This window comes from Protofrankia sp. Cj3, assembly GCF_917627355.1.
In the GTDB taxonomy this organism is placed as follows: domain Bacteria; phylum Actinomycetota; class Actinomycetes; order Frankiales; family Frankiaceae; genus Protofrankia.
Map to the genome: position 1 here is coordinate 1 of NZ_CAKJTR010000105.1, position 17,779 is coordinate 17,779.

At 69.3% G+C, this 17,779-nt stretch carries 17 protein-coding genes; 12 read left to right on the forward strand and 5 right to left on the reverse strand.

Translation table 11 applies throughout. The annotated features are described in order from the left end of the window. Positions 1 to 215 precede the first annotated feature (215 nt). Both MJ783_RS14870 and MJ783_RS14875 read left to right on the forward strand, forming a co-directional pair. Complete coding sequence (locus MJ783_RS14870) at positions 216 to 1,310, forward strand: ABC transporter substrate-binding protein (RefSeq protein WP_239311036.1); 1,095 nt, start codon at positions 216 to 218, stop codon at positions 1,308 to 1,310. Further along, positions 1,307 to 1,840 (forward strand): YdcF family protein, encoded by a 534-nt coding sequence (locus tag MJ783_RS14875; protein ID WP_239311037.1) that lies wholly within the window; start codon positions 1,307 to 1,309, stop codon positions 1,838 to 1,840. The genes MJ783_RS14870 and MJ783_RS14875 overlap by 4 nt, the downstream gene beginning before the upstream one ends. 53 nt (positions 1,841 to 1,893) lie before the next feature. On the opposite strand, the gene rsmI is transcribed toward MJ783_RS14875, so the two are convergent. Then, positions 1,894 to 2,778, reverse strand: coding sequence for a 16S rRNA (cytidine(1402)-2'-O)-methyltransferase (rsmI, locus tag MJ783_RS14880; protein ID WP_239311038.1), 885 nt, complete (start codon positions 2,776 to 2,778; stop codon positions 1,894 to 1,896). A gap of 38 nt (positions 2,779 to 2,816) precedes the next feature. Between rsmI and MJ783_RS14885 the strand changes: the two genes are divergently transcribed. Next, positions 2,817 to 4,487 (forward strand): dolichyl-phosphate-mannose--protein mannosyltransferase, encoded by a 1,671-nt coding sequence (locus MJ783_RS14885; RefSeq protein ID WP_370651636.1) that lies wholly within the window; start codon positions 2,817 to 2,819, stop codon positions 4,485 to 4,487. 99 nt (positions 4,488 to 4,586) lie between these two features. Here the strand turns inward: MJ783_RS14885 and MJ783_RS14890 are convergent, their stop codons facing one another. The 3 genes from MJ783_RS14890 to MJ783_RS14900 form a co-directional block, all read right to left on the reverse strand. After that, positions 4,587 to 6,122 carry a hypothetical protein gene (locus MJ783_RS14890; RefSeq protein ID WP_239311039.1) on the reverse strand — a complete coding sequence of 512 codons (1,536 nt, stop codon included), beginning with the start codon at positions 6,120 to 6,122 and terminating at the stop codon, positions 4,587 to 4,589. A gap of 77 nt (positions 6,123 to 6,199) precedes the next feature. Next, on the reverse strand, positions 6,200 to 6,946 hold the full coding sequence (locus tag MJ783_RS14895) for a bifunctional 2-polyprenyl-6-hydroxyphenol methylase/3-demethylubiquinol 3-O-methyltransferase UbiG (protein WP_239311040.1): 747 nt from the start codon (positions 6,944 to 6,946) through the stop codon (positions 6,200 to 6,202). A 25-nt stretch (positions 6,947 to 6,971) separates the two neighbouring features. After that, positions 6,972 to 8,207 (reverse strand): glycosyltransferase family 2 protein, encoded by a 1,236-nt coding sequence (locus tag MJ783_RS14900; RefSeq protein WP_239311041.1) that lies wholly within the window; start codon positions 8,205 to 8,207, stop codon positions 6,972 to 6,974. 42 nt (positions 8,208 to 8,249) lie between these two features. Between MJ783_RS14900 and MJ783_RS14905 the strand changes: the two genes are divergently transcribed. Beyond that, positions 8,250 to 8,513, forward strand: coding sequence for a hypothetical protein (locus MJ783_RS14905; protein WP_239311042.1), 264 nt, complete (start codon positions 8,250 to 8,252; stop codon positions 8,511 to 8,513). 206 nt (positions 8,514 to 8,719) lie between these two features. Continuing rightward, the gene (locus tag MJ783_RS14910) at positions 8,720 to 8,923 is read left to right on the forward strand and encodes a hypothetical protein (protein WP_131745275.1); all 204 of its coding nucleotides are present in this window, start codon (positions 8,720 to 8,722) and stop codon (positions 8,921 to 8,923) included. A 104-nt stretch (positions 8,924 to 9,027) separates the two neighbouring features. Here MJ783_RS14910 and MJ783_RS14915 read toward each other — a convergent pair whose 3' ends face one another. Beyond that, positions 9,028 to 9,399: a hypothetical protein gene (locus MJ783_RS14915; protein WP_239311043.1), complete on the reverse strand. Its 372-nt coding sequence runs from the start codon at positions 9,397 to 9,399 to the stop codon at positions 9,028 to 9,030. A 407-nt stretch (positions 9,400 to 9,806) separates the two neighbouring features. On the opposite strand from MJ783_RS14915, the gene MJ783_RS14920 reads away from it, so the two are divergent. The 7 genes from MJ783_RS14920 to MJ783_RS14950 form a co-directional block, all read left to right on the forward strand. After that, positions 9,807 to 11,594 carry a glycoside hydrolase family 15 protein gene (locus MJ783_RS14920; RefSeq protein WP_239311044.1) on the forward strand — a complete coding sequence of 596 codons (1,788 nt, stop codon included), beginning with the start codon at positions 9,807 to 9,809 and terminating at the stop codon, positions 11,592 to 11,594. Between the two features lie 181 nt (positions 11,595 to 11,775). After that, positions 11,776 to 13,236, forward strand: coding sequence for an FHA domain-containing protein (locus tag MJ783_RS14925; RefSeq protein WP_239311045.1), 1,461 nt, complete (start codon positions 11,776 to 11,778; stop codon positions 13,234 to 13,236). 7 nt (positions 13,237 to 13,243) lie between these two features. Then, the gene (locus tag MJ783_RS14930) at positions 13,244 to 13,966 is read left to right on the forward strand and encodes a DUF305 domain-containing protein (RefSeq protein ID WP_239311046.1); all 723 of its coding nucleotides are present in this window, start codon (positions 13,244 to 13,246) and stop codon (positions 13,964 to 13,966) included. A gap of 376 nt (positions 13,967 to 14,342) precedes the next feature. Further along, positions 14,343 to 15,080 (forward strand): YceI family protein, encoded by a 738-nt coding sequence (locus MJ783_RS14935; protein WP_239311047.1) that lies wholly within the window; start codon positions 14,343 to 14,345, stop codon positions 15,078 to 15,080. A gap of 146 nt (positions 15,081 to 15,226) precedes the next feature. After that, positions 15,227 to 15,985 (forward strand): SDR family oxidoreductase, encoded by a 759-nt coding sequence (locus MJ783_RS14940; RefSeq protein ID WP_239311048.1) that lies wholly within the window; start codon positions 15,227 to 15,229, stop codon positions 15,983 to 15,985. Positions 15,986 to 16,046: 61 nt separating this feature from the next. Beyond that, entirely contained in the window at positions 16,047 to 16,442 is a 396-nt protein-coding gene (locus tag MJ783_RS14945) for a metalloregulator ArsR/SmtB family transcription factor (protein WP_239311049.1), read from the forward strand. Positions 16,443 to 16,578: 136 nt separating this feature from the next. After that, positions 16,579 to 17,779 (forward strand): serine/threonine-protein kinase (locus tag MJ783_RS14950; protein ID WP_239311050.1); only part of this gene is annotated, 1,201 nt, incomplete at its 3' end.

Genomic DNA, 17,779 nt, shown 5'->3' on the forward strand with positions numbered 1-17,779 from the left:
GGCGCTTCGGAAGGCGCCGCCAGCGTCCGGTACCGCCTGCCGCTGCCACCGCTGCCACCGGTGCTGGACGACAACCGCGCCGTCGGCACGTGTGCCATCGCGGTCGATCCTACGGACCGCGCGCAACCGGGCTGCGGTGTCGTGACCACGTCCCTTGTACCGCGTCCTGGTACGGCCGAGGTGCCGCCGGCCCATCGCCTGGTAAACAGATACTGATGCCCTCACCGCTCACCGTCGCACTCGTGACGTCTCTGACCGGCCCGGCGGCCGCGCCCGGTCTGGCCGCGCTGCATGCCGCCACGCTGTGGGCGCGTGACGAGCACGTGCCACCGGCGTGGGACGAGGTCCACGTCACCGCCTACGACGCCCACCCGCACCCCGCGGCGGCGATCCGGTCCGCCGTGGCCGCCAATCCTGCTGCGATCTTCGGCCCGCACGGGCCGCGGGCCGCGCTCGCGGCGTTCGCCGTAACCGACCGCGTGGTGTTCAACATCGCGGCACCGTCGACGCGCTTCGTCCGCCAGGCCTTCCCCAACGTCATCAACGTGACCGCCCCACAGGCCACCTGGACGCGCGGGGTTCTCGCTGCCGTCCGCGCCGCCGACCGGCGGGCACGTAAGCTCGCGTTGATGGTGGCTGCCGGCGACTGGTCGCTGGAGGTCGTCTCCGTGACGCGCGCCGCGGCGGCAGCCCGGGGCTTCGAAGTGGTCTCCAGCGTCTTTCGGCCTGGGCAGGCACAGGCCGCGGCGCGGCGGCTACCACCGGCGGACGTCCTGATCGTCCAGGCTGGCCCCGACGACGAGGCCGCCGCGGCTGAGATCCTGCTGCGCCGGCCGTGGCGGGCCGCCGCGTTCTCGACCGCCGGGCATGATGACGCCCTGACCACCATGGGTGATCATCGTGAGGGGCTGCTGGGCCCACGAACCTGGTCGCCACAACTACCCGCCCAGGCCGGCACCGGCCCGAGCGTGTCCGAGTTCGTGAACCGCTACCAGCACATGCACGGCCAGCCGCCGTCGGCGGCAGCGGCGGCGGCGTTCACCGCCGGGCTGCTCCTCGGGCGCTGCGTGCGGTCGCTCGGCCAGATCGACGACTTCTCCGTGCTCGCCGCGGCACGTGCGCTCGACACGTCCACCGTGTTGGGCCGCTTCCGCCTCGACCCCGCCACCGGACTGCAGATCGGGCATCATGGTCATCTGGTGCAGTGGCAGGACGGCGTGGCCGCCGCGGTCTGGCCTCCCGACCGCTTGCGGGCCCCGCTGCGCTACCCGCACCGCCGCGGCGGCCAGCCGTGGCCCGAAGCCGCGTGACACCGGTGGACGTACGGCAACGGCGCTCCCGGCGCCTGATCGCCTTTGCCGCGGCCGCGGTGGTGTTCCTCATCGCGACCGCGCGGCTGTTCGTCTGGCCGGCCACGGACCCGCCGCAACGGGTCGACGCAATCGTGATGTACGCGGGCAGCCCGGGCCGGCTGGCCAGGGCGGTCGAGCTCACCCGGGCCGGGTACGCGCCGATGCTCGCCGTCTCAAACCCGTTCGGCCAGGACCGCTGCCCGGTCGCGGTGCCCAGCGTACAGGTGATCTGCTTCCGGCCGGACCCGCTGACCACCCAGGGTGAAGCCCGGATGACCGCGCAGCTCGCCGCCCGTTACAACTGGCGGTCCGTACTGGTCGTCGCGGGGACCCCGCAGGGCACCAGAGCGCGGCTTCGGCTGAACCGCTGCTACGCCGGACGCACCCTGTTGGCCACCGCGGCACCGCCGTGGTACACCTGGCCATATATGATCATTTACGAGTGGGGTGCGACGGCGAAAGCGCTGACCATCCAACGCAGCTGTTGATCTCGATCAGGCACGGACAGAACGCACCGCTTGGCCCCGCGACGCCGTGTCCCCTATTGCCGGGCGCTCTTAGCCGCGACCACAGCGTCGTAGACCACGCGACGCGGCACTCCGCGGGCCGCCGCCACCGCCGCGATGGCCTCCTTGCGGGCTGTCCCGCTGGTTTCGTGACCTGTGACCTCGGCTGCGAGCGCCGCGGCGAAGGCCGCCGCGGCCGGCGTCCCGGCGACCATTGCCCGAGTGGCTGGAGACACCTGCGGCGCGCCCGCCACCACCAGGGTGATCTCCCCCCGGATCTCCCGGCCGCGCGCCCACTCGCTGAGACCGGCGAGATCGTCCCGGACGATCTCCTCCCAGGTCTTGGTCAGTTCCCGGCAGAGCACGCCCCTGCGATCAGCCCCGAAGGCCACGGTAAGATCGTCCAATGTCACGGGCAACCGGTGCGGAGCCTCCAGGATGACCAGTGTGCGCCGCTCCTCAGTAAGCTCGGTCAGGCGCGACCGGCGCTCGCCCCGCCGGCGCGGCAGGAACCCCTCGAACACCCAACGGTCCGTGGGCAGCCCGCTGACAGCGAGCGCGGCGGTCACCGCGGAGGGGCCTGGCACGACCGTGACCGGCACACCGGCCGCGGCCGCGGCGGCCACCACCCGAAACCCCGGGTCCGAGACGGCAGGCATGCCCGCGTCCGTGATGAGCGCCACCGTGGCGCCGGCGCTCAGCTGGGCGAGCAGGAAGTCCGCGCGGGACGCCTCGTTCGCGTCGAAGCAGGAGACAACCCGCCCGGAGATGGTGACGCCGAGCGCGGCGGCCAGCCGGCGCAGCCGGCGGGTGTCCTCCGCGGCGACGATGTCGGCGGCCGCGAGGATCTCGCCAAGCCGCGGGCTGGCATCGCGGACATCACCGATCGGCGCACCGCAGAGCACCAGAGTCCCGGACACCCACCGAGTGTGCCAGGAGCACGACCTACATTGATGCGGTGGCGGTGACAACGACATATCCAGCCCTGGACGGCGGCGGCACGCGGCCCTCCGGGGCTGCCCTGGCCCCTGCCGGCGGCCCGACGCTGGCGGACCGGCTGGCACCGCCGATGCCGACCGACCGGCTGATCGGTTGGCTCGCCTCGCTCGCGATTGCCGCGGTCGCCGGTGTCCTGAGGTTCTGGCAGCTCACCCAACCGCGTGGTATCTACTTCGACGAGGTCTACTACACCCACGACGCCTACAGCCTGATGACCCACGGCTACGAGCTGAGCGACATCAAGAGCGGCTGTGACGGCCCTGGCTTCGTCGTCCACCCCCCGCTCGGCAAGTGGCTGATGGCCGCGTCCGAGTGGTTCTTCGGCTACACCGACTGTGCCGGGGCCCGGCACGGCAACCCCGAGCTGGGCTGGCGCTTCGCCTCCGCTGTCGCGGGAACGCTCGTGGTTGTCGTCTTCGCCCGTACCGCCAGGCGGATGTTCCGCTCGACTCTGCTCGGCTGCTTCGCCGGGCTCCTGCTCGCCTTCGACGGGCTGGAGTTCGTCCAGAGCAGGATCGGGATTCTCGACATCTTCCTGCTGACAGGTCTTGTGCTGGCCCTGGCGTGTCTGGTTCTCGACCGGGACGATGGCCGCGCCCGGCTGGCGGCCCGGCTGGCGAAGGCTGGCCGTAGCCGGACCGGTGGCAGCGCTGCCGATACTGCCGATACTGCCGGTGCTGACAGCGCTGCCACCGGTGGGAGCGGGTCCGGCGGCCGGGCCCTGTCCGGCCGTGGCCCGTGGCTCGGCATACGCCCGTGGCGACTGGCCTGCGGGCTGTTTCTGGGCGCAGCCATGGGCGTGAAATGGAGCGCGGTCTACACGATCGTCGGGTTTGCCGCGCTCGCCATCGCCTGGGACATGGGTGCGCGCCGGACGGCGGGTGTGCGCCGGCCGGTCCTGGCCGCGCTGGCCCGGGACACCCCGACCTGGGGGGTGAGCTTTCTCGTCCTTCCGGTGGTGACGTTCTTCGCGACGTGGACCGGCTGGTTCGTCACCGACGGAGGGTACAACCGGCACCGTTTCGGTACCGGCAGGTGGGCGGCCCTGCACAGCTGGTGGGACTACCAGATGCAGATCTACCAGTTCCACGAGCACCTCAATGCCTCGCATCCGTATGCCTCCAAGCCACTGAGCTGGCTGCTGCTGGGGCGCCCGGTCGCCTACTACTACAGCGCGCCCAAGGTCTCCGAGTCCGGCTGCACGGCCCAGGCCGGTTGCTCCCGGGAGATCCTGGCGATCGGCAACCCGGCGATCTGGTGGTTCGGCACGCTCGCTCTGGTCGGTGTCCTCGCGCTGTGGGCGAGCCGCCGTGACTGGCGGGCGGCTCTCGTACTGGTCGGCTTCGGCACGTCCTTCCTGCCCTGGCTCGCCTTCCCCAGCCGGACGATGTTCCTGTTCTACGCCCTGCCCCTGCTGCCGTTCCTTGTACTCGGCCTGACCGCGCTCGCGGGTGTCGCGTTGGGCTCCCGGACAGCTTCGGAAACGCGCCGCCTTGCCGGGTCGCTGGCGGTCGGCGTCTACACGATCATTGTCGTGCTGCTGTTCGTCTACTTCTATCCGATCATGACCGCACAGGTGATCCCGACCTCGGCATGGCGTGTCCGCATGTGGTTCCCAGGCTGGATCTGACCGCCACCGCCACCGCCACCGCCACCGCCATGCGCCACCGCCACGCGCCGCGGTGCATGCATCCCCCGCCCGCCACCCGCGGGCTTCACGCCACGCACGTCATCCGATGGAGCGGCGCCGGACCCCGCGGAGCTGCAACCGGACGATCCGCAGCTGGTTCAGCCCGAACGCGCCCGCCAGCGGTAAGCAGACCAGGGCCGGCAGCAGGTAGCGGTAGTCGAACACCGCGGTCGCGCAGGGCACCACCAGCAGGGCGAGCCCCATCGCGACCAGCAGCAGGCAGTCATGGCGTGCCCGGGCAAGGCCATAACCGGAGGCGACCATCGAGGCCAGCCCACCGACCAGCACGCAGGCCCCGAGCAGCGGCCCTGGCGTGAACCCGAACACCTGGTATCCCCGGAGCAGGCCACCCAGCGAGGGATCGTACCGACGTGGCACCGCCTCGCCTCTGAAGTCCCGCAGCACCAGGTCGATGTGCCAGCGCGGATCGACCCGCCCGGTCGGGAACCGCCAGCTCCCGAGGTACCAGTCGGGTGGCTCAGCGTGGCGTGACAGGACGAAGTAGTGCAGGACATCATGCGCCACCAGAGCGGCGTACCGGTGGGGCTGTGCCGCGATCACCTTGACGGCGAAATCGCGGAGCAACGCGTTGCTCTCCGCGTCGAACGCCCGGAAGTGGTACCGCGGGCTGGCGGCGTCCCAGTCATAGTAGTTCGGCCCGGGCCGCTCCTCGGGCGGATGCGGTGAGCACAACGGGACCTCCCGCGGCGCCACCTCGATACGGGCACAGTCCGCGAACGGCGCGACCCGGCCCCAGAGAAACATCCCGTCGACGTTCTGCAGCGCGAAGCTCCCGTGTACGGCGGCGAACCACGCCGCATACGCCAGCAACGGTGCCGCCCAGCACAGGACAAACACGATGAGGCGGCGCGCCCCGGCCCCGCGGGCGATCAGGTAGCCGGCGGCGAGCGCTCCCAGCACCAGCGCCACCGAACGGGTGAGGGCAGCCGCGGCGAGCAGCACACCGGCGGCGGCGGACACGGCGACGGTCGGGCGCGGGCGGTACAGCAGCAATACGACCGCCGCGGTCAGCAGCGCGGCGAACACCGTCTCCGCCATGACCATCTGCTCGATGTCCACCTGATAGGCGTCCAGGAGCACGGGCGCGGCAGCCGACGCCGCCAGCCACCGGGGCAGGCCACGCCGCAACGCCAGGTAGTACAGCGCGGACCCGATCGCGAGACCGAGCAGATGCGCGACAGCGGGAACCACCGCCAACGACGGCGACCAGGAGAACAAGAACAGGAACGCGGAGTAGCCGAACGGCCGGACCGAATCCGGGCTGAGCTCGCGGACACAACGCAGGTAGGAGTAGGAGTCGCCATAGAACTCCAACGCCGGCCAGTAGGCGGCGAACGCCGCGATGCGCAGCGCGGTGCCGGCGCCGAGCAGCAACACGAACAGGCGGTGCCGCATCCACAACCGGCCGGCATGCCGCCGCACCATCGGGCCGGGCCCTGCCGGGACCGTCTCTCCGGCGGCAGGCAGCCTGGCGGGACCGCCCGCTGCCACCCGCTCGAACGGCGTTGGGGTGAGCATGTCGACAACGGTGCGCAGCGGTGATCGTACGGTCATACCGGCTGCCGGCCCGCTCCCGGACATGCCCGTCCCATCGGTCGCTCACCGCCACGGCCGGCCATCTCAGCAGGTGATCACGTTACGGGCCGGGTCGCCACGCACAGCACCGACTGCCCGAACGGCACCCGCATCCGCTGTTCGACAAAACGGCTGGTCGGCACGACGACCCGGTCGTAGAGGCGGACCAGGCGTGGGTCCACGCCGCGCTGGCCCGCTCGCCGGACAGCCACCCACCAGGCGAAGGCGCCCAGCAGGTTCACCGGATGCATCCGCTCCACGCGAAGGCCGGCCAGCTCCACCGGCCGCCGCAGCGTGGCTGGTGTGTAGCGGCGGAAATGACCGACCATGCGGTCGAACTCGCCGTACAGCGCCGGATACGCCGGCACCCACAGCACAACGCGACCGCCGGGGACCACCAGACGAGACAGCCCTCGCAGCGCGGCCACATCGTCTTCGATGTGCTCCAGGACGTTCATCATGATCAATGTGTCAGCCGGGCGCAGCACGGGCGCGGCTCCCTCAGGCAGCTCGGTCCCGGTCAGGGCCGCGACGTCAAGCATGATCACATCGACGTCCGCGCGGCCGGCGAAACGGTCACGCAACGTCCGCAGGCACAGTGGATCGGTGTCCGAAACAGTAAGATGATCATAGCCGCGCAGGCCCGCGGCGAAGTCTCCCAGGCCCGACCCGATCTCCAGAACACGCCGGCCGCAGTGCGGCGAGACGAGGTCACGCTCGAACCGCCGGTAATTGACCGCGTCCGCGCCACCCAGGTGATTGTCCAGCAGCCGCCGATCACAACCAGCGGCAAAGGGGATCACTGCTGGCCCGCCGTCGCCACCGCGGTCATTTCCGGCGCACCGCGTCAGGCCCGGGACAGCCCGCTATCAGCAGCTGGAGGAAAAAGGACGCGAAGACGCTCTGCGCGCCGAGCACCATCAGCGTCATAGCCAGCAGCGCCGGCCGCGGCTCGTTGACCGGGCCAAGATCGGCGGCGAGGCAGTGCCCGAAAACGACCGTGCCCGCCAGCAGCCCGCTGACAAACAGCACACAACCAGCTGCCAGACCGCGCTCGAGGGTGAACCGTCGGTGCGTCCAGGCGAGCAGTCCGCGCGGGTGCCCGGCCCGGCCCAGCCCGCGGTTGTAGGTGTCGGCGAAAATCCCGAGCAGCACCGCCTGCCAGCCGAGGACAGCGGCCATCGCGAACAACACGCAGAGCTGGACGCCGAATCGGTGGAAGCCGGCGTCGAGGACTCCGGGCAAGAGCACGACCTGCCCGGTGATACCGAGCGCCAGCAGCATCAGCCCTGGGGCGACAAACAGGTGACGCGGCGCGAGCAACAGCATGAAACGCACATGCCGCCAACCATCCCGAAACATACGAAGTTTGGATGTACCGACCCGCGGTCGGTACGTGATCGGCACTTCTTCGACCCGCAGGCCGACGCGGGCAGCCAAAATGATCAGCTCTGAGGCAAGCTCCATCCCGCCGCATCGCGGCCCCATCCGCTCGTACGCGACACGAGTGAACGCCCGCATCCCAGAATGGGCATCAGACGAGGCGAGGCCAAAGAACCGGTTAAGCATCCCGGTCAGCAGCGGATTACCCAGATAACGATGTGACCACGGCATCGCGCCAGGCATGATTTTTCCGATGAACCGGGAGCCGAGAACATAGTCGGCGCGACCGGCCCGCAGCGGCTCGACAAGCAGGGAAATTTCAGAAAAGTCATATGAGTCATCGGCGTCGCCCATCACCAGATAGCGACCACGAGCGGCCTCGAATCCGGCGAGATAAGCGTTTCCGTAGCCACGGCGCGGCTCCACCAGGACACGCGCGCCGACCGAGCGCGCGACCGCGGCCGACCCGTCCGTCGAGCCGTTGTCAACGACGATCACCTCCCCATCGAGACCAGCCGCGGCAAGACCCGCAAGGGCCTTACGCACGCACGTCCCGACCGACGCCACCTCGTTGAGGCACGGCATCACCACGGAAATCTCCACGGTGCTACGCCCGGTGGCGGTACCGGCCGGGCTCACCAGGCCCGTCCGGCCCTGTTCGGTGATCGCGGCCGCGGCCAAGGAGTGTCTGCTCGATGGCGGTCGATGTGGGCGATGTGGGCGATGATCCAGCAAGTGGCCCGCACGGCCGAGGAGACCCGGAAGCAGGCCCGGATAGCGGTGTTCTGCCCGGAGCGACGAGCCGGGGTCCCCGTGCGGCGCGAAGCGGCCCACGGGCAGCGATGCGGCAGGATGCCCGCTGGGCATCGCTCCGCACGGTTGAAGATCCATCAGACACGCCCTGGCCGGTCCGTCAACGCCACCCGATTCTCGGTCACCCAGCCTCCCGATGTGATCGACAATGGATACCATCAGCGACAGTACTAACACTTAAGGCGAAAGAGCCGCAGGAGTGGACCGCGGGTTTTGGACGGTGAGTAATATTAATATTATTCTCAGTAAAATCATTCATGAAAATCAACAGAGGGGAACGAAGCCTGCCGGGGGGTACCTGCCGGTGCGGTAGCGCGATCAGGGATCGTGGAGGACCAACCGCGGCCTCTCGCGGCCGACGCAGGAAGAAAGGAACCACCATGGCGGATGTGTCGGTACGCTTCGCGATGACCGATGACAGCGAGATCGTGCTCAACCTGTCGCTCACGCAGGCGATCAGGCTGACCGAAGCCATCGCCTCCAAGGTCAGTCAGGCCATGACCGAGCAGCCCCCCCGGGGGAGCCTCAACGGCAGCTCCTACGGTGGCCCGGCCGTGCGGCCAGGCCCCTACTCCACATCCTGATGCTTCACCACAGCGCGGCCGCCAACAGCGACCGCGCGACCCACGAACAACGACCAGCCCACACGCTCGGGGCCCCCACATTTTCGCGAAGCGGAAATGTGGGGCTAGCCCGTCAACTGGGCGATAAGCGCCCGGAGCAGTTCGAGGTCGCGCCGACGGGTTTCCGTCGGCGAACGACCGTCGGAGCTTTCCGGCGCAAGTGACGCACGAACTCTGCGCAGTTTGTCCCGCAGGTACTGGACCTCGTCCGGGGGCAGCAGCCCCTCGCGCAGCAATAGCACGACGTGCCCACCGTGCTCGACGACGTCGATGGGCGCCGGCATCGCGACGGTCACGACGCGGATGCCGATCGGCTCCCGTTGATCATAAATCATGAAAAGCCGATCCTCCGCGATGACCTCGGCCGTGCCGTCGTCCCAGAGAACCGTCGCGCGGGCCGCGCTTGGCGGTACCCAGCCGACCGTCTCGACCCGCACCCTGTCGTCACCCGGCCCTGGCCCACGGCGCGGTGCGGTGTGTACCGCCAGCACGGTTCCGCAGCGCGACCAGACCCCACCACCAAGATCATCTACTGGAGATACCCGATCTCCCCTGGCGAACATGACGAGACCGCCTCGGCCATCGGGTGCCGCTGGTCTCTGCGCCGGCATAGCGTGATCGTAGAGTGATATGGGTGGCGGCTGTCACGGGCGCCTGCCGACGCCAGCCGGCCATAGGGCCTGGACACACACGTGGTCACAGATCCGAACGCCTCCGGCGCCGAATGCTCGGCCATGCATCGCCCGACACTTCACGGAGTTGATGCCCGCAATCCCCTGGCTGGGCGTACGTTCGCGGAGCGGCTGGAACGAACGATCCGTTGGCGCTCACCCGGAGGCCACCCATGCGCGACACCGACTATCCCCCCATCGAGGAACACGCGGTTATCGGCGATTTGCGCACGGTAGCACTTATCGCGACCAACGGCACCATCGACTGGTACTGCCCAGAGCGCTTCGACAGCCCCTCGGTGTTCGCCAGCCTGCTCGACGCCGAACGCGGCGGAGCATTCCGCATCCACTGTCCCGGCTCCCGCACCAAGCAGCTCTACCTGCCGGACTCCAACGTGGCGATGACCCGTTTCCTCGCGCCGCAGGCCGTCGGGGAGGTCGTCGACTTCATGGTCCCGGTCGACAGCGACGTCACCGAAGCACCGCACGTCATCGTCCGCCAGGCCCGGGCCGTCCGCGGGCGAGCCGCGTTCTCGCTGCGCTGCCACCCGCGCTTCGACTACGGACGCACACCACATACAGTGACGATCGTCGACGGTCAGGGAGCGGTGTTCGACTCCCCTGTCGGTACCCTCACACTACGCACCTGTGTGCCTCTTGTGCCCGACGGAGAGGGCGTCACCTCGACATTCGCGCTGGACACCGGAGAAAGCGCGGATGTCGTCCTGGAATGGAACACCCCCATCCGCCCGCTCGTGGCAGGCGAGGCGGAGCACCTGTTCAACCGCACCCTGGTCTACTGGCAGAACTGGCTGCGCCGCAGCCGGTATCACGGCCGCTGGCGGGAAATGGTGAACCGCTCAGCGCTCGTTCTCAAACTGCTGGTGTACCGGCCGACCGGTGCGCTGGTCGCCGCGCCGACCACATCGCTGCCGGAAGAACTCGGCGGTATCCGCAACTGGGATTATCGTTACACCTGGATCCGCGACGCCGCGTTCACCATATACGCCCTGATGACGCTCGGGTTCACCGACGAGGCCGCCGCCTTCATGGACTGGCTGGAACAGCGCTGCCACGAAGCCCAGGCAGATAACGGCCTGCATGTCCTGTACAGCGTGGACGGCAATGCCGACCTTGATGAAATCGTGCTCGAGCACCTGGACGGCTACCGTGGCTCGCGGCCGGTCCGGATCGGCAACGGCGCCGCCGGCCAGCTCCAGCTGGACATCTACGGCGAGCTCATGGACTCGGTCTACCTGTACAACAAGCTCGCCGCGCCCATTTCCTTCCAGCTGTGGGAGGCGCTTTCCCGCCAGCTCGACTGGCTCGCCAAACACTGGGAGGAACCGGACGAAGGCATCTGGGAGACCCGCGGCGGCCGGCAGCGCTTCACCTATTCAGCCTTGATGACCTGGGTGGCCTTTGAACGTGCGTGCCGCATATCCCGCCAGCGCGGCCTGCCCGGCCCGACGAACGAATGGAAGGACTACGCCGGCCGCGCCTACCGTTTTGTCCAGAACGCGGCCTGGGACCCGGTCCGCGGCGCGTATATGGAACATCCCGGATCATCCAGGCTGGACGCCTCGCTGCTGTGCATGCCGCTGGTGAAGTTCTCCGGGCCCACCGATCCGCGTTTCCTGTCAACTCTCGACCGCGTCGGTGAGGACCTCGTCAGCGACAGCCTGGTACGCCGCTACGCCACCGACGGCAGCGACGGTCTGCACGGGGACGAAGGCACGTTCAACCTGTGCTCCTTCTGGTACGTCGAGGCCCTCACCCGCGCGGGCCGGGTCACCGAGGCCCGGCTGGTGTTCGAGAAGATGCTCACCTACGCCAACCACGTCGGCCTGTACGCCGAGGAGATCGGGCCGTCCGGAGAGGCGTTGGGGAACTTCCCGCAGGCGTTCACGCATCTCGCCCTGATCAGCGCCGCCGTCCACCTGGACCGGGCGCTCGGCTAGAACGATCTCCATAACAGGAGGTCGCCGACGGGCATAGGAGCCATCAGGCGTCCGCGTGTCGGCTGGAAGCCGACATGTTGCTGACGGGTGACCCGATCCACCGGCAGGATGGGTGGGGTACATCCGGCTCACCAGCGCTGGGCTGAAGACGATGCAGGGACGATGGACGAGGGGCGCGACGATGGCGGGACTTGACCGTTTCCGGGTCGAGGTGGTGACCGGACGCGGAGCGGATGCCGGGGTGGTGGTCCGTCTGCCGGGGGTCCTTGTCGTCGCCCGGATGGGGCGTCCCGAAACACACGAAGTAGCCAAGACGCTACTGGCACTATGCGCTGAGGTCGCCAGTGACTCGGGGCCGGCGTCGAGTACCGGCCGCCGGCTGGTACGCCGGGTCGCTGGGCTGCTCGCGGACGCCGACCCAGAGGCCGTGCCCGACTTCACCCTGGTGGCTGGGGTGGGCGACCGGTTGGCCGCGCTGATCCACGGTTCGATGGAACTGGCCGCCCACGGACCGACCCCGCTCGCGCTGTCCGGAGCCGAATCCGCCACCTGGGTGGACCGCCTGCTGCCCGCCGAGGTCGCCCGGCTCGACATCGGGCCGGTGGGCACACTCGGACCAGCCGGCATCGTCGGCGCCGATGGCGTGACAAGCGACCCCAGAGGTGACGCTTTCCCGCTGGACCTGCGGATCGGTGCCGTGCCCGGCATCGGGGCGACGCTGGTGGCCTCCGACTCACCGGCGGCGGTCGTACCCAGAGGCGCTGAGGAGGAGTTCCTGGCCGAGATCGGCGGGCCACTCGACCCGATGACCTCGGCGGCACCGATCCCGGCGGCGGGCGGCGAGCCGGCGGCGGGCGCGTCCCCCGGCGCCGGGCCGCAGTCGGTGTCGTCGATGTCCACGGCGCCACCGGCCCTGGCACCCCTGAACAGCCAGGACATCGACGATGCGGCGCGCTGGCGAGCAGCTGGCCAGCCCACGCAGGCCGCGGACTTCGCCGCTCTCACGTCCGCCGATGACGAACCACCGGCCGAACTCGCCGGACGTGACTCAGCGGCCCGGATGGAGGACACCGAGAGCGAGGCGCTCACGGAGCTGCCCGGCCGCGGTCTCGACGTCGCCGACCTGTTCGACGACCAGGACGCCCCGACCATGCTGCCCGGCCAGTCCGAAGCTCAGGTCGAGGGGATCCTCTGCGCCAACAGCCACTTCAATCACCCCGCCGCGCCGTACTGCACAGAATGCGGACTGTCCCTGGCCCAACAGACCGGGAAGCCGGTCTGGGGCCCCCGGCCGACAATCGGGATAATCGTCTTCGACGACGGCACGGCCATCGACGTCGACAAGGACCTGGTGATCGGTAGGCAGCCCGACCGGGACGAAGCCGTGCGAGCGGGCCGCGCGCGTCCGCTGATGGTCGAGGACGGCGAGAGCGCGGTGTCCCGCGTCCATGCGATCATCACGCTCAGTGGGTGGGACGCGGTCATCGCGGACCAGGGCTCAGCGAACGGCACCTACATCGCCCCGCCCGAGGCGACCGTGTGGACACCGCTGAACCCGCACGAGCCCGCTCCGCTCGTCCCCGGTACCCGGGTCCAGGTGGGCAAGCGGACGTTCGTGTTCAACTCGCGGATGCAGGTCTGAACGCGACATGGCCAGCGGCGACAGGACAAGCGACGGCAGCGGCCCCGGTGACAGCGACGGTGACAGTGGTGGGGACGCTGACCGGACGGTGAGGTTACGCCGGGCGTCCCGCTGGGTGCCGCTGGCGCTCGCCCTGGTGGTCGCGCTGCTGGCGGCTGGCGCGGGCCTGCGGGGAATCATTGACCGGCCCCCCGGCGACGGCTCCGTGGACGCGGGGTTCGCCCGCGACATGTCCGCCCATCATGCTCAGGCTGTCCAGATGGCGATGGTCGAGTTCCGCGGCGGTGCCGACGCGACCCAACGAGGCGTCGCCGCGGACGTCGCGCTCACCCAGCAGCGGGAGATCGGCATCATGTCGGCGTGGCTGACCCAGTGGGGCCTGCCACAGGTCTCGACTGACCCACCGATGCGCTGGATGCGGTCCGTGCACCTGGACCATGACAGCTCCGGACATGGCGGGGCCGCCACGGACGCCGTGCGCATGCCTGGCATGGCCACCAGCACGGAGCTGAGCCAGCTGGCCGGGGCGTCCGGGCGGGAACTGGACGCCCTCTTTCTCACCCTCATGATCCGCCACCACCGCGGCGGGATCACGATGGCGCAGGAGGCCGCGGCCCGCGCCGAGGAGCCCGACGTGCGCGCGCTGGCCCGAGCGATGGTCATCAACCAGGCAGCCGAGATCGAGCAGATGCAGGCCGATCTGCGTGCCATGGGCGTGCCCCCGGCCTGACCCGCCAGCAGCCCGCGCGAACCTTCTGGCCGCGCTGGCGGACAACCCGCCTGCGCCCCGTGCCGACACAGACCACACCTGTCCATCGGCTCGGACTTTCCTGACGTTGCCCCCACGGCATCTACTCCACGTCATTAGAGCGCCCGAGGATAGGGCGTTCGATCAGTGAGCGGCTCATCCGCGCCCGATCCGGCAAGGCGGCGGAGGAAGGCGCCCTGGTGCTGGGCGCCGACCGACGACAACGCGGCCGGGCGGGATGCGGGGAGCCGCGAGCCGGACAGTCCTATCCTCGGGCGCTCTAAGTCGGCGCACAAGAAGTCGGCTATAAAGGAATTATTCTGACCAATTTTTACTGTCCGGATACGGAGAGTCATTCATGGCAGCTGACACCACACAGGGCACCGGCCAACCGACGCAGCCTGGAAAAAAACGCCCCCGCTGGCTGAAGGGGCTGCTCATCGGTGGGATCATCGCGGTCGTCCTCCTGGTCGGCGGGCCGTTTGTCTACATCAATTTCATCGAAAGCACGCCCCCGGCCGAACTGTCCGTTGACACGCAGGCGAGCGGCGCGGGCGGCGGAACCACCAGCGGATCAGTGGATGGCACCTGGAAAATCACCAGCGGCTCGCAGGCCGGGTACCGCGTCAAAGAAGTCCTGTTCGGGCAAAGCACCACCGCGGTCGGCCGGACCTCAGACGTCACCGGACAAATGATCATTTCTGGAACGACCGTTCCCACCGCCGGGTTTACCGCGGACATGACCACCGTCGCCAGCGACCAGTCACAACGTGACAACCAGTTCCGTGGACGGATCATGGAGACGTCGAAGTACCCGACAGCCAGCTTCACGCTGACCAAACCGATCGACCTCGGCTCGGTGCCCGGTGCTGGCGAGAAAAAGACCTACCAGGCAACCGGTGACCTCACCCTGCACGGCGTCACCAAGTCAGTCACAATCCCGCTCACCACACAGCGGTCGGGCGCGCAAATCCTGATCAGCGGGCAGATCCCGGTCGTGTTCGCCGATTACAATATCAACAACCCGAGTTTCAGTGAGATCAAAACCGAGGACAATGGAATCATGGAAGTTGGGCTCGTGTTCACCAAAGCCTGATCCCGAGACGATGACGCATTGGGCGTACCATGGCCGGCTGTGCCCGTAGCCGACCAAGACACTCGATCTCTCGCCACCATGCGGGCGGGGCTTTGTCTCGTTCCAGACCACCTCCTGGGTCTCCTTCCGGGCCACCTCGTCGGCGCATGACCGCGAAGCGGCAACCGGAGCTGGTCGGTCGCACGGCGCTGGTAACCGGAGCATCCAGCGGGATCGGGCGCGCCATCGCCGTGCGGCTCGCCGTCGCGGGGGCGTCGGTCGTCGCGACCGGCCGGAACCGACGGGCTCTGGACGAGTTGGCCGCGGCGGCGGACCGCCGTGAGGTCGAGATACATCTCCACCCGGCTGACATCACCGACACCGATGCCCGAGCCGAGCTCGCCGCGGCCGTCCGCCAGCTGCCCGACGGTCTGTCCATCATGATCCATTCAGCCGGCGCCTACCAGCGCTCGCCCGTGGCGGAAGCGGACATCAGCGACCTCGACCACCAGTACGCGGTGAACGTCCGTGCCCCCTACGCCCTCACCCAGCTCCTGCTCCCGGAACTCCTCGACGCCGGCCGGCGCTCAGGCGGAGACATCATCTTCGTCAACTCGACCCAGGGCATCACCGCCAGCCCGAACATCAGCCAGTACGCCGCCACCAAGCACGCGCTGCGGGCCATCGCCGACAGCCTGCGCGCGGAGGTCGCCGACGCGGGCGTCCGGGTGTGCACGATGCTCCCCGGCCGGACAGCGACCCCCATGCAGCGCCAAGTGGTCCAGGCCGGCGGCCCGTCCTGGGCGCCGGACACACTCATGGCACCGCGGGACGTGGCCGAAATGGTGACAGCGGTGCTCGCTCTGCCCATCCGCACCACCGTCACCGAGGTCGTGATGCGCCCGGCACGCATGCTCCCCGGGTAGCCCCTGATACCCCTGTTGCCAGGCACTCATAGACGGCTGTCAATAATCGGGGCATGCTGCAATGATGGCCGCGACCCATGCCCGTTCCGGACCGGAGGCGCTGGCGAACGAGGACTGGGCATGCCGCACGCCGCTTGCCCGCGAGCCGCTGTCCGCCGAGGCGGCCGCCCAGCTTGCCGGCGTCCTGAAGGCCATGGGCGACCCGACCCGGCTGCGGCTGCTCTCACTGATCTACGCCCATGCCGGCGGCGAAGCGTGCGTGTGTGAACTGACCGAACCGCTGGGCCTGACTCAGCCCACCATCAGCCACCATCTCAAGGTGCTCGTCGACGCCGGTCTGCTCACCCGCGACAAGCGCGGTGTGTGGTCCTACTACCGGACTGTTCCCGCGCGGCTGGCCGCTCTCGGTAACATAATCATGCCGAGTGGGCTCACGGATGGCGGCGTGCCCGGCTGAGCTTCCACGAGGCTGCGGACGTCCCAACATGGGCGTGGCGTACCGTGGCGGCACAATCGAAGCAACAGGAATCGGAGCGTTTCCGGGGGGTGCGGCCGTGCCGGGAACGACGCCACCGCCCGTGTCGGGCAATGTCGTGGCCCCGCTTCGTCCGGAGGACCCTCGCCAGCTCGGGCCCTATCGCATCGCCGGCCGCCTCGGGCAGGGTGGGATGGGCGCTGTCTTCCTCGCCTCCCACCAGGATCCCGCCCAGCACGATGCCTCCCGCCAGGACAGCCAGTGGGTAGCGATCAAGGTAATACGCCCGGATCTCGCCGAGCACCCCGAGTTCCGCGCCCGCTTCCGGCGCGAGGCGGAAAGCGCCCGCAAGGTGAAGCGCTTCGCGACCGCCGCGGTACTGGATGCTGACCCCGACGGCCCCCAGCCCTACCTGGTAACCGAGTACGTCGAGGGACCGACCCTGTCGAAAATGGTCAGCGCCCGCGGCCCGCTGCGGCCCGCCGACCTTGAGCACCTCGCGCTGAGCGTCGCGACCGCGCTGAGCGCCATCCACAACGCCGGCATCATCCACCGGGACCTGACACCGTCCAACGTGCTGCTGTCACCGGTCGGCCCCAAGGTGATCGATTTCGGGCTCGCCCGCTCGTCGAACATCCTGACCAATATCAGCCATGTCGGCGCGCAGCCGATCGGCACGCCCGGTTACATGGCTCCTGAGCAGATAGTCGACGAGCCTGTCACCTCGTCCGTGGACGTGTTCGCCTGGGGCAGTGTCGTCATCTTCGCCGGGACCGGCCATTCGGCCTGGGGCGACGGACCCACCGACGTGATCCTCTACCGGATCATCCACGACGAGCCACGCCTCACCGGCATCCCGGACGACCTGCGCGAACTTGTCACGCGTGCGATGTGTAAGGACCCGGCCCAACGCCCGAGCGCCGACGCGCTGCGGGCCGTCCTGATGGGCGGTGCGGACGCCACCAGCCTGACCAGGCCGCCGGGGACGGCGGGAGCCCAGCCGAGGAAATCGGCGAGACGGCTGCGCAGAGGATCCGCGGAGGGCGGTCAGTCGGGCCGGCGCCCGGCGCCCGCCCAGCACGCCCCGCGCGATCCGGCGGCCGCGGTGCCGTCACCGCCCGACGTCGGTGGCACCGTGGGGCTCGTCCCGTCTGACCCGCCCGCGCCACCGCCGCCATCGTCGCCATCGTCGGTGCCATCGTCACCGGTCTCGCCCTATCCGCTGCTATCGCCCGCGCCGCCGGCCGCCGCCCCGGCCCGGCGGCTGCCGGCCACCCCCGCCCCCGCTCCGGTCGCACCTGGCCGGCGCGGGCCTGGCT